Origin of the sequence: Paenibacillus sp. FSL K6-1566 (assembly GCF_038050475.1) — a bacterium.
GTDB classification, from domain to species: domain Bacteria; phylum Bacillota; class Bacilli; order Paenibacillales; family Paenibacillaceae; genus Paenibacillus_AQ; species Paenibacillus_AQ lactis.
The window spans coordinates 935,164-947,960 of record NZ_JBBOSR010000001.1; the positions used below are offsets into that span (position 1 = coordinate 935,164).

At 54.0% G+C, this 12,797-nt stretch carries 10 protein-coding genes; all 10 read left to right on the top strand.

What is annotated here, in order from left to right:
• The first annotated feature begins 38 nt into the window (after nt 1-38).
• The 10 genes from purS (at nt 39) to NST08_RS04160 (ending at nt 12,775) form a co-directional block, all read left to right on the top strand.
• Entirely contained in the window at nt 39-284 is a 246-nt protein-coding gene (gene purS / locus NST08_RS04115) for a phosphoribosylformylglycinamidine synthase subunit PurS (RefSeq protein ID WP_007132730.1), read from the top strand.
• A 4-nt stretch (nt 285-288) separates the two neighbouring features.
• Nucleotides 289-978, top strand: coding sequence for a phosphoribosylformylglycinamidine synthase subunit PurQ (gene purQ / locus NST08_RS04120; protein ID WP_007132729.1), 690 nt, complete (start codon nt 289-291; stop codon nt 976-978).
• Nucleotides 956-3,199, top strand: coding sequence for a phosphoribosylformylglycinamidine synthase subunit PurL (gene purL / locus NST08_RS04125; protein WP_007132728.1), 2,244 nt, complete (start codon nt 956-958; stop codon nt 3,197-3,199). The genes purQ and purL overlap by 23 nt, the downstream gene beginning before the upstream one ends.
• Nucleotides 3,184-4,662 carry an amidophosphoribosyltransferase gene (gene purF, locus NST08_RS04130; protein WP_007132727.1) on the top strand — a complete coding sequence of 493 codons (1,479 nt, stop codon included), beginning with the start codon at nt 3,184-3,186 and terminating at the stop codon, nt 4,660-4,662. Before purL ends, purF begins: the two co-directional genes overlap by 16 nt.
• Before the next feature lie 461 nt (nt 4,663-5,123).
• On the top strand, nt 5,124-6,164 hold the full coding sequence (gene purM, locus NST08_RS04135) for a phosphoribosylformylglycinamidine cyclo-ligase (protein WP_341034405.1): 1,041 nt from the start codon (nt 5,124-5,126) through the stop codon (nt 6,162-6,164).
• Nucleotides 6,164-6,796, top strand: coding sequence for a phosphoribosylglycinamide formyltransferase (gene purN, locus NST08_RS04140; protein WP_007132725.1), 633 nt, complete (start codon nt 6,164-6,166; stop codon nt 6,794-6,796). The genes purM and purN overlap by 1 nt, the downstream gene beginning before the upstream one ends.
• A 624-nt stretch (nt 6,797-7,420) precedes the next feature.
• Entirely contained in the window at nt 7,421-8,968 is a 1,548-nt protein-coding gene (purH, locus tag NST08_RS04145) for a bifunctional phosphoribosylaminoimidazolecarboxamide formyltransferase/IMP cyclohydrolase (protein ID WP_007132724.1), read from the top strand.
• 200 nt (nt 8,969-9,168) lie between these two features.
• Nucleotides 9,169-10,437, top strand: coding sequence for a phosphoribosylamine--glycine ligase (gene purD / locus NST08_RS04150; protein WP_341034404.1), 1,269 nt, complete (start codon nt 9,169-9,171; stop codon nt 10,435-10,437).
• A gap of 494 nt (nt 10,438-10,931) precedes the next feature.
• Nucleotides 10,932-11,648, top strand: coding sequence for a response regulator transcription factor (locus NST08_RS04155; protein WP_341341474.1), 717 nt, complete (start codon nt 10,932-10,934; stop codon nt 11,646-11,648).
• Nucleotides 11,645-12,775: a sensor histidine kinase gene (locus tag NST08_RS04160; protein WP_341341475.1), complete on the top strand. Its 1,131-nt coding sequence runs from the start codon at nt 11,645-11,647 to the stop codon at nt 12,773-12,775. Before NST08_RS04155 ends, NST08_RS04160 begins: the two co-directional genes overlap by 4 nt.
• Nucleotides 12,776-12,797: the final 22 nt, after the last annotated feature.

Below are 12,797 nucleotides of genomic sequence, written 5' to 3' on the forward strand. Positions count from 1 at the left end.
TTTATACCATTTATTATTTCGAGGAGGAGCAGGAGAACATGTTGAAAGCTAAGGTCTACGTCACGATTAAACAGAGCGTTTTGGATCCGCAAGGGGTCGCGGTGCAGGGGGCGCTTCATTCGATCGGCTACAAGGAAGTGGAGAGCCTGCGGATCGGTAAGTATATGGAGCTTGAGCTGAATACGGATAACCGTGAAGAGGCTGAGCAGCGCGTCAAGGAAATGTGCGAGAAGCTTCTGGCGAATACGGTGGTCGAGAACTACCGTTATGAATTGGAGGGCTAAAACCATGAGATTTGCAGTGCTGGTCTTTCCTGGCTCCAATTGTGATATTGACTGTTACAAAGCGGTGGAAGAGACAATCGGGCAGCCGGTGGATTATGTATGGCATACGGCAACGGATTTATCCGCGTACGATTGCATCTTGGTGCCCGGCGGGTTCTCCTATGGGGATTACCTGCGGTGTGGTGCGATTTCCCGGTTCGCCCCGGTTATGAACGAGGTGGCGAAGGCGGCAGAAGAGGGCAAATATATTCTTGGCATCTGCAACGGATTTCAGATTTTAACGGAGGCGGGGCTCCTTCCGGGGGCGCTGCGCCGCAACGAAACGATGAAATTCCGCTGCCATGACAGTGTCCTGAAAGTGGTCAACAACTCAACGCCGTTCACGCGCGAGTATGCGGAAGGTCAGGAGATCGTCATTCCGATCGCGCACGGCGAGGGCAACTATTACTGTGATGAAGAAACGCTGAAAAAGCTTCGGGACAACCGGCAAATCGTATTTACGTATCAAGATAATCCGAACGGCTCCGTCGCGGATATCGCAGGCATCTGCAACGAACGCGGCAACGTGATCGGCATGATGCCGCATCCGGAGCGGGCGGTAAGCAGCCTGCTCGGTTCGGAGGACGGCAAGGCAATGTTCACATCCATATTACAGGCATGGAGGGATACTCATGGCGCAGCAAACGTCCGTTAAGGAACCGACGGCAGAACAGATTGCAGAGCATCAGATTTACAAACAGATGGGAGTTTCGGACAGCGAGTACGAGTTGATCTGTTCCTTCATGGGACGCAAGCCAAACTATACCGAGATCGGCGTGTTCAGCGTCATGTGGTCCGAGCACTGCGCATACAAAAACTCCAAGCCGCTGCTGCGCCGCTTCCCGACCAGCGGACCACGCGTTCTGATGGGACCCGGCGAAGGCGCGGGCATCGTCGATATCGGCGACAACCAGGCGGTTGTATTCAAAATCGAGAGCCATAACCACCCTTCGGCCGTTGAGCCATACCAAGGCGCTGCTACTGGCGTGGGCGGCATTATCCGCGATATTTTCTCCATGGGTGCAAGACCTGTTGCGATCCTGAACTCCCTTCGCTTCGGCAAGCTGGAGAGCGATCGCGTGAAGTACTTGTTTGAGCATGTTGTATCCGGGATTGCCGGCTACGGCAACTGCATCGGAATTCCGACGGTCGGAGGCGAGGTTGTCTTCGACGAGAGCTATGAAGGCAATCCGCTGGTCAACGCGATGTGCGTCGGCATTATCGATCATGACAAAATCCAGCGCGGTGTAGCTAAAGGGGTCGGCAATCCGGTCTTCTACGTCGGACCGCCGACCGGACGCGACGGCATTCACGGGGCAACGTTCGCTTCCGTCGAATTGACGGAGGAGTCCGAAGCGAACCGCACGGCCGTTCAGGTTGGCGATCCGTTCATGGAGAAGCTCGTCATGGAAGCCTGCCTTGAGCTGATCGACTCCGGCATCGTGCTCGGCATTCAAGATATGGGCGCGGCAGGCCTGACCTGCTCCAGCGCGGAAATGGCAAGCAAAGCGGGTAACGGGCTTGAGCTGTATCTGGATCAAGTTCCGCAGCGCGAGGAAGGCATGACGCCTTACGAAATGATGCTGTCGGAATCGCAGGAGCGGATGCTGTTCGTTGTCGAGCCTCAGCATGAAGCGCAGGCGCGTGAAATTTTTGAACGCTGGGGCGTGATTTGCGCCAAGGTCGGAAAGGTGACCGATGACGGCCGTCTGAAGCTGTTCCACCACGGCGAAGTCGTCGGCGACATGCCGGTTACGGCTCTCGTCGACGAGTGCCCTGTATATAATAAACCGTCCGAGGTGCCTGCTTATTACAAAGAGCAAGCCTCGGTCGACACGCTCCGATATGACGAAGTGAAGGATCTGGGAGGAGCGCTGAAGCAAGTGCTCGGCTCGCCAAGCCTTGCAAGCAAAGCATGGGTGTATAACCAATACGATTATATGGTCCGTACCAGCACCGCCGTTCGTCCGGGCTCGGATGCGGCCGTCGTGACCGTTCACGGCACGCGCAAGGCGCTGGCGATGACAACAGACTGCAACGGACGTTATGTATATCTTGACCCAGAGCTCGGCGGCAAGATCGCCGTCAGCGAAGCGGCGCGCAATATCGTATGCTCCGGCGCCGAGCCGCTGGCGATCACGGACAACTTGAACTTCGGAAGTCCGGAGAAGCCGGATATTTTCTGGCAGATGGAGAAGGCCGTGGACGGCATGGCGGAAGCCTGCCGCGAGCTGGGGACGCCGGTGATCGGCGGCAACGTTAGCTTGTATAACGAGAACGCCAAAGGCGCGATTTACCCGACGCCGGTTGTCGGCATGGTCGGCCTGATCCACGACACGGATCATATTACGACGCAAGGCTTCAAGAACGAAGGCGACCTGATTTATGTACTCGGCGAAACCTATGCCGAGCTTGGCGGCAGCGAGTTCCAGGCCGTGGTGCATGGCGTGTCCGAGGGACGGCCGCCGCAGCTCGATTTGGAGAAAGAAAAGAAGCTGCTTAGCGGCGTGCTGAAAGCGATCCAAGCCGGCCTCGTTCAATCGGCGCATGACGTGTCGGAAGGCGGACTTGCCGCAGCGCTTGCGGAGAGCTGCATCAGCGGCAATGTCGGCGCGACGATCGAATGGTCGACCGACCTTCGCAGCGATATCGCTCTCTTCAGCGAAAGCCAATCCCGGATCGTATTGTCCGTATCCCCGGACCATAAAAATGCGCTGGAGAACCTCCTTCAAGAGTCCGGCGTTCCATTCCACGCGCTTGGCGTTGTTGGCGGAAGCAAGCTCAGCATGAACATTAACGGTGCTTCTGCGCTGAATGAATCCGTGGAGGCTTTGAAATCCGTCTGGGAGGATGCCATTCCATGTCTCATGAACTGATACCCGAAGGATTATGGACAGGGGATTACTACAATGAGGGAACAGGTAAGAGCGATATATTCGATACACTAAAAGAAGAGTGCGGCGTATTCGGGGTGTTTGGTCATCCCGATGCCGCCTCCCTATCCTATTACGGGCTGCATGCCCTGCAGCACCGGGGAGAGGAAAGCGCAGGCATCTGCGTGGCCGACGGGGACAGTTTCAATTATCACCGCGACATGGGCCTCGTGAAGGAAGTATTCGACAAGGATAAGCTGGAATCGCTCAAGGGAAACATGTCGATCGGGCATGTACGTTATTCCACCAGCGGAGACAGCCGGATTACCAACGCACAGCCCCTTGTCTTCAAATACCGGGAAGGCAATCTGGCGATTGCCACGAACGGCAATATCGTGAATGAGCCGATGCTCCGGCGCGAATTGGAGAAGGCAGGCTCGATCTTCCAGACGACGAGCGATACCGAAGTCATTGCGCACTTGATCGCGCGTTCGCCGAAGGATTTCGTCGAAGCGGCGAAGGACGCGCTGCAGCGTCTAGTCGGCGGCTTTGCATTCCTGCTGATGACCAATGACAAGCTGCTGGTTGCCTCCGATCCAAACGGACTGCGTCCGCTGACGATGGGACGCCTCGGCGACGCGTATATTTTCACATCCGAGACGTGTGCTCTCGAAGTGATCGGCGCGGAGACGATTCGCGATGTCGCTCCGGGGGAACTGCTCATTCTTGACCGCGAAGGCTTGCGTGAGGAGCGTTATACGGCGCCGGGCCGCAAAGCGCTGTGCGCGATGGAATACATTTATTTCTCCCGCCCGGACAGCGACCTGAACGGCTCGAATCTGCATTCGGCCCGCAAGCGGATGGGAAGCCGGATGGCATTGGAGTCTTTTATCGACGCGGACGTCGTGACAGGCGTTCCCGATTCCAGCATATCGGCAGCCATCGGCTACGCCGAGCAGACCGGCATTCCTTATGAGCTGGGTCTGATCAAGAATAAATACACGGGCCGGACGTTCATCCAGCCGAGCCAGGAGCTGCGGGAGCAGGGCGTGAAGATGAAGCTTAGCGCCGTGCGCCGCGTGGTCGAAGGCAAACGGGTCGTCATGATTGACGATTCGATCGTGCGGGGAACCACCTCCCGCCGGATCGTCAACCTGCTTCGCGAAGCGGGGGCAACCGAGGTGCATGTCCGGATTACTTCGCCGCCGTTCAAAAATCCCTGCTTCTACGGCATCGACACGCCGGACCGCAGGGAACTGATCGCTTCTTCCAAGAGCATCGAGGAAATTTGCCAGGAGATCAATGCCGACTCCTTGTCGTTCCTTAGTGTGGAGGGGCTGATCTCGGCCATCGGCGGTTACGACGAGCAGAGCTATAAAGGCGGTTTATGCCTTGCTTGCTTCGACAATGATTACCCGACACCAATTGATTTTGACGGGGAAGAGAAGATGGGCTGCAGCTGTTAAGGGTTAGCTGCTAAGTACTAAGTGCTGAGTTAAGTGCTATGAGCTAGAGTGCTGTGAGCTCAGTGCTCAGTCTTGGGCCAAGTGCTATGAGCTATGAGCTATGAGCTATGAGCTAAGTGTTCAGACTGCGGTTGCTAAGGGGGGCGTCACTAGCCTTCATGGCCAACGATAACAATCCTATCTTCCTCCTGTCTTTTCTTTCTTAGTGGCGTTCTCGGGAAGCGGGACCTCATGAGCCGACTTTTCGTACAAAACCATGGAGATACCTGGTATGAGGCCCAAGATACGTCACGTCATTCCTATTGAGTATCGACGCAGGGACTTGAGACCAAGGGGAATGGCGAACAGGACTTATCTCCGTATTTGGCTGTTGTGTTGCACCGTTTAGCGGATGATTGATTAAGGCCATAAATGATTAGTGCACTGATTCTTTCTTTTAAATGAAAAGGAGTGTTAGACGCGTGTCGGATACTTACAAACAAGCAGGCGTAGATATCGCAGCAGGCAACGAAGCGGTAGAGCGGATGAAAAAGCATGTCAAAACGACATTCAGACCTGAAGTCATGACAGATCTCGGCGGTTTCGGCGCCCTGTTCAAGCTGAATAAAGAACAATATGAAGAGCCGGTACTCGTCTCGGGCACCGATGGCGTTGGCACGAAGCTGAAGCTTGCATTCGCGATGGACCAGCATGACACCATCGGAATCGATGCGGTAGCCATGTGCGTGAACGACATTGTGGTGCAAGGCGCGGAACCGCTCTTTTTTCTCGACTATTTGGCCTGCGATAAGGTGATTCCTGCCAAAATCGAATCGATCGTCAAAGGCATTGCCGATGGCTGCAACCAAGCCGGCTGCTCCCTGATCGGCGGGGAGACGGCGGAAATGCCGGGCATGTACAGCGAGGGGGAGTATGACATTGCCGGCTTCACGGTGGGCATTGTCGACAAGCCCAAAATGATTAACGGCTCGAATATCGCGGCGGGCGATACCGTGATCGGCCTGGCTTCCAGCGGGGTGCACAGCAATGGGTTCTCGCTCGTGCGGAAGCTGCTTCTGGAGGATTCCGGGTACTCGCTGCAGCAGGAGATTCCCGAACTGGGGGGACGCCTTGGCGACGTGCTGCTGGCACCGACCAAAATCTACGTCAAACCGCTGCTGGGCTTGCTGAAAGAGATCGAAGTGAAGGGCATGGCACATATTACGGGCGGCGGATTCATCGAGAACATTCCGCGTATGCTGCCGGATGGCGTCAATGTCGACATTGAGTACGGAACCTGGCCGATTCTGCCGATCTTCAAGCTGATGCAGGAGAAGGGCAGCATCTCCAATAAAGACATGTTTACGACATTCAATATGGGGATCGGCATGGTTCTTGTCGTGAACGAGAGCGATGCGGATCAAGCGCTGGCGTATCTCCGCTCGGCGGGTGAAGAGCCTTACGTGATCGGCCGCGTTACGGAAGGCGAGCGTGTCATCACCTTTACGGGGGCTAAAGTGTAATGAAGGCCAATCGGATTGCGGTATTCGCTTCCGGGAGAGGCAGTAATTTTCAGGCTTTGGTGGAGGCTCAGCGAAAGGGCTTGCTGGGAGCGGAAATCCGGCTGCTAGTCTGCGACAAGCCGGAGGCTCCCGTCGTAGAGCTGGCGAAGGCAGCGGATGTTGACGTGTTTGTTTTTCAACCGAAAGCTTATGCCTCGAAGGAAGCGTATGAGCGCGAAATTGTGACGGAGCTGGACCGCCGGGACGTGGATTTGCTCGTGCTTGCCGGATACATGCGGCTGCTCAGTCCATCGTTTGTCGAAACGTACAGCGGGCGAATCGTCAATATCCATCCGTCCCTGCTGCCGGCTTTCCCTGGCAAGGATGCCATCGGCCAGGCAATCGAGTACGGCGTGAAGATGACGGGGGTAACCGTGCATTTTGTAGACGGAGGCATGGATACCGGTCCCGTCATTGCCCAGCGGGCTGTCGAAGTACGGGAAGGCGATGACGCAGCTGCGCTGGCGGAACGGATCCATGAGGTCGAACAGAAGCTGTATTATGAAGTCGTATCGTGGTTCGCCGAGGGTCGGGTTTCGCTGAACGGGCGGCATGTGACTATAGCTGATAAAGTACAGGAAGTCGAACATTAGGTTGCGTAAAATCTAACTTAGGGCTAGTAAATCTAGTATGTTGGTATTCTGGCAGGTTCGCTGTAGGCTCGCTACAGTTTCGTGCAGGTTCGATGCCGGTGATTTGTTCCTTTAACGCGAGTGCTGACGGATATGGATGGATTATTTCCAGACGGTTTTCTTCTAAAAGAGAACAAGCTTGCACAGGCAATCGACATGTTCGATATTTCTCGGGAAATAATTTGGAATTATCGTGTATCGACAGCATCTACGGATTCAAGACAGGCCGTTTTTGCAGAACGAGGCGACAGAAAACGTTATGTTGAGTAGGACGGGCATTTCTCGGACCGCGCAGCGGGGCGAGGTAAAGAGTAGCCGCAAACAAGACCCTTTTAGGTACTTGTTGGGTCGAAAAGGAGCCAAAGTGCTGTGGACAAGACCCTTTTAGGTACTTGTTGAGCCGGAAAAGTGCCGAAGTACGGCGCACAATTCCCTTTTAAGTACTTGTTGAGCCGAAGTCGCAGTGCGGCTAGGATGCGACGGACGATCCCTTTTTCAAGGGGAAAAAGGGATTGAGCAGTGTCGAGCAAGATGGCGGATGTCGTAAGGTAAGAGTTTTTTTCATTCAAATGAGGGGGTATGGACGTGGGTATCAAAAGAGCATTGGTCAGCGTTTCGGATAAAACCGGCATCGTGGAATTTTGCCGTGAGTTGTCTTCATTGGGTGTAGAGATTATTTCGACAGGAGGAACCAAGAGTCTGCTCGCCAAAGAAGGCGTTCCTGTCATCGGCATCTCGGATGTGACGGGCTTTCCTGAAATTTTGGACGGTCGCGTGAAGACGCTCCATCCTGCGGTGCACAGCGGGTTGCTGGCGATTCGCGACAGCGAAGACCATCAGCGTCAGATGAAGGAGCTGGGCCTGGATTACATTGACCTCGTGGTCGTGAATCTGTATCCGTTCCAGGAGACGATTGCCAAGCCGGATGTCGAGTATGAGGATGCCATCGAGAATATCGACATTGGCGGGCCGACGATGCTGCGCTCGGCTGCGAAAAACCATGCATTCGTAAGCGTTGTTGTCGACGCAGCGGACTACGGCCAGGTGATCGAGGAGGTCCGTGCAGGCGGGGATACGACATTGGAAACACGCAAACGGCTTGCAGCCAAGGTGTTCCGCCACACGGCCGCTTACGACACATTAATCTCCGAATATTTGTCGAACGTAACCGGCGATCCGCTCCCTGAACGCTTCAGCGTCACTTATGAAAAAATCCAGGATCTTCGTTACGGCGAAAATCCTCATCAAAAAGCGGCATTTTATCGCAAGCCGCTGGCACCTGCCGGTACGCTTACGACAGCCGAGCAGCTGCACGGCAAGGAGCTGTCCTATAATAACATCAATGACGCGAATGCCGCGCTGCAGATCGTTAAGGAATTCGACGAGCCTGCGGTCGTTGCCGTGAAGCACATGAATCCGTGCGGCGTCGGAATTGGCGCAAATGTATTGGAAGCTTACAAAAAAGCGTACGACGCGGACCCAACCTCCATCTTCGGCGGGATCGTAGCCGCGAACCGGACGATCGATGCGCCTACGGCCGAGCTGCTTAAGGAAATTTTCCTTGAAATTATCCTGGCCCCGGATTTTACGCCGGAAGCGCTCGAAATTCTGACGAAGAAGAAAAACATCCGCCTGCTGAAAATGGGCGAGTTCGGTTCGGCGAAGGAGCGTCAAAGCACGCTCGCCGTTACGACGATTGAAGGCGGCATGATCGTTCAGGAGAGCGACGTGCATTCCCTGGATCCGGTTGACCTGAAGGTTGTGACCGACCGCGAGCCGACCGAAGCGGAGCTGAAGCAGCTGCTCTTCGGATGGAAGGTCGTAAAGCACGTGAAGTCCAACGCCATTGTACTGGCGGCAGACGATATGACCGTGGGTGTCGGCGCAGGACAAATGAACCGCGTAGGCTCGGCGCGCATTGCGGTTGAGCAGGCAGGCGAGAAAGCAAAAGGCGCTGTCCTGGCTTCGGATGCATTCTTCCCGATGGGAGATACGGTTGAATTGGCCGCGAAAGCAGGAATTACCGCCATCATTCAGCCGGGCGGCTCCATTAAGGATGAAGAGTCCATCAAGGCTGCAAACGAGCATGGCATCGCGATGGTATTCACCGGCGTAAGACACTTCAAACATTAATAACACCAGGAGCCCGGGCCCATCGCTGCTCGGGTTCTCACATCATTTGCGGGATAAACGATTTACGGAGTGAAATGATACGAACTTGTGTGGGATAACGATACCGTAGTAGATGATACGGACTCGTGCGGAGTAGACGATTTACCCAGTGAACCGATAGGGGCTTTTCCAAAATGGATAGGAATATGAGGAGGGGTAGCATGGATATTCTGGTCATCGGCGGCGGCGGCAGGGAGCATGCCATCGTATGGGCACTGGCGAAGAGCCCGAAGGCAGGCAAGATTTATTGCGCGCCCGGCAATGCAGGAATCGGCCAGTTGGCCGAATGCGTGCCGATCGCCGTTTCGGAGTTTGACAAGCTGACCGCTTTTGCGGTGGAGAAGCAGGTGGGTCTCGTCGTGGTAGGACCGGACGACCCGCTGGCGGATGGCATCGTGGATGCGTTTGACAGCACGGGCATCCCGGTATTCGGTCCGCGCAAAAACGCCGCTGAAATCGAGGGCAGCAAGACGTTCATGAAGGATCTGCTTCATAAGTACGGCATTCCGACGGCAGCTTATGCGAAATTCGACGACTACGAGGAGGCGCTGGTCTACCTGCGCCGCCAAGGGGCGCCGATTGTGGTGAAAGCCGACGGGCTCGCAGCCGGCAAAGGCGTAACCGTGGCACGGACGCTGGAAGAAGCGGAGAAGGCGCTCAGCGACATTATGCAATCCAAGGTGTTCGGGGAAGCTGGCAGCCGGGTCGTGATCGAGGAGTTTCTTGAGGGCCAGGAGATGTCGATTTTGGCTTTTGTCGACGGGGAAACCGTCAAACCGATGTCTGCCGCCCAAGATCACAAGCCGGTATATGACGGCGACCAAGGACCGAATACCGGGGGCATGGGGACCTATTCTCCGCTGCCGCATATCGATCCTTCCATCATCGAGGAAGCGGTCGAAACGATCATCAAGCCGACGGCGAAAGCGATGGTAGCCGAGGGACGTCCGTTCCGCGGCGTATTGTTTGCCGGCTTGATGATTACGCCGGACGGCAAGCCGAAAACGATCGAGTTCAATGCAAGATTCGGCGATCCGGAGACCCAGGTCGTGCTGCCTCGCCTCCAAACGGATTTGCTCGAGGTGTTCCTTGCAACCGTGAACGGAAAGCTTGCGGATCTGGAGCTCGAATGGAGCAAAGACGCAGCGGTATGCGTCATCCTGGCTTCCGGCGGATATCCTGCATCCTATCCGAAAGGCATTGCAATCTCCGGCCTGGACGATGAGCAGGAAGGGACGATTGTATTTCACGCAGGAACCTCCCGCGATGCCGATGGAACCTGGAGAACGAATGGCGGGCGTGTGCTCGGCGTGGTCGGTCTTGGAGCGGATATCGCTGCCGCTCGGGCGAAGGCTTATGCTCGGGCGGAGTCGATTGCGTTCGAGGGGAAGCATAACCGGACGGATATCGCGCTGAAGGCGTTGGTCTAAGATTCTAAGATCTTTTTAAGGCTTATAAAAAATACAGGGTTACAAACAAGGGAGTCTTCATCGCGAAGGCTCCTTTTGTATGTAGGCGGTACTGATTTATGCGTCGTTAGAGGGGATCGCGTGACGAGGCTGCGATGGAATAATCAAGCATCATTTACCCTTTGTTCAGCCTTTGTTTACCTAAAGTTAATTTTATATCGATAGGATGAGAGGGGGCGGTCAGATGGATGTTAGGAGAATAGCAGAGAAATGCTAGAAGAATGGGAGAGGGATCATAGTGAGATCCCGGAGGAAACAAAGCCGGACCGTATAGTGATCATAGAGAGTTCATGATGGAATATCGTGGATCGTAGAATGATGAGCACAGGGGCGCTAGAGGGACGGAAGAGGTGATAGAAGAATGATCGTAGGGATTCGGGGCGTTGGCAGACGAGTCTGTTATATAATACAGATAACAGTTTGTGGAAATTTCAAATCACATGGAGACTAATGCGATGGATAACATTTCTGTTCTGCTTGTAGACGATGAGCAAGGGTTATGCGATATGTTGACTGCCGTGCTCAAGAAGGAAGGCTTTCGGTTTGTCAGGAGTGCCGGGACTGGCGAGGAAGCCATGCGCTTGCTAAAGGAGCTTGATCCGGATGTGATCATACTGGATGTTATGCTCCCGGATGAAGACGGATTCGAGGTGTGCCGAAAAATCCGCAAAATTACCGAAGCGCCGATTCTTTTTCTTACCGCCAGGGATACCGATTTGGATAAGCTGATGGGGTTTGGCATCGGGGGAGACGATTATATGACGAAGCCGTTCAATCCGCTCGAGGTCGTTGCCCGCATCAAAGCCCGCCTGAAATATAAATTAAAACAGGAGCGGTCTGCCCAGTCACGGATAACCCAACTCGATTTTGGATATTTTCGTTTGGATCTTGAGGCAGGGGAGCTGATCGTAAATGGCAAGGAAGTGGAGTGCCCGGCACGCGAATGGGAACTGCTTGTATTCCTGTGCCGTCATCCCAACCGGATCTTCAGTACGCGCCAATTATACGAATCGGTGTGGAACGAGCCCTACCTTGGCGATGAGAAAACTGTGGTCATCCATATTTTCCGGCTGCGTAAAAGGATGGAACCCGACCCCGGAAACCCCCGGTTTCTTGTTAATGTCCGGGGACTTGGCTACAAAATGCTGCTCCCAAGGAAGGAACAAGAATGAATCCGATGGTGAGAATGGCTTTTCGCTTTATCAAGGTAACCCTCATGTTGGTGATAATGTCTATCTTAAGTTTTATTTTATGCGCAGTGATATATATATATCTTCTGGATTGGATGAATCCCCGAGGCGCGATTTCAATGAAAACTTTTTTAGTTGTTACAGGATTTGTGCTGACGGTTATTTTTTTCATTGCTTTCGGTTGGTGCGTGGGCAAACCGCTCACCTATTTAATCCGCTGGATCAACCGATTATCTGAGGGGAACTACAGCCTACCGCTGGAACACTTCCGCCAGCCGAAGGGTGGTCGGGGCCTGGATGGCACAGATAGCCACGATGGCATCAATGGCTCCGATGGCTCCGATGGCTCGCTACACCATAACCATTATCGTTATCCGTATGTCCTATATAAAGAATTATTTGATCGAATGCATTTATTGTCGATCCAACTGCAGCGCAGCGAGACCGAACGACTGAATTTGGAGGCCAAGAAGCGGGAATGGATCGCGGCTATTAGCCATGATCTTAAGACGCCTTTGTCCTATATCGAAGGGTATGCTCATATGCTCACGGCTGCCGATTATGTATGGACCGATGAAGAGAAGCAGAATTTTAGCAGGCAGATCAGCGGCAAGACAGCGGAAATGAAGCAGCTCATCCATGACTTGAACCAAACGGGCCGGTGGTCTGTTGAACAGTTCCCTATGAATAAAAAGAGAGATGATGTGGTCGATTTTCTGCGCGAGTTGATGATCGATATCGCAAACCATCCGTTAGCCGAGCAAACTTCCTTTATGTTTAATACCGAAGAGAGCGGGTGCATGGTAGAGTTTGACAGAAGGCTGTTAGGCAGAGCCCTTCAAAATGTAATCATGAACGCGGTTAGCCATAACCCGCCAGGCACCCAGGTTCAATGCAATATCTCTGTAAAGGAAGGCTATTGTTACATTAAGATCGAGGACGATGGAATCGGGATCGAAGAAACGCAATTAAAACACATCCTAAATCAGTCGGGTAAAGGAATAGCGATTGCCAATGCTTTTGTCGAAGCCCATTCTGGCCGGATGAACATTCTGCCGGCTGATCGTAAGGGCACCCAGGTTGACATTATATTACCGATCCGTCCTTGAATTATCCTATCGTTCATTTCAT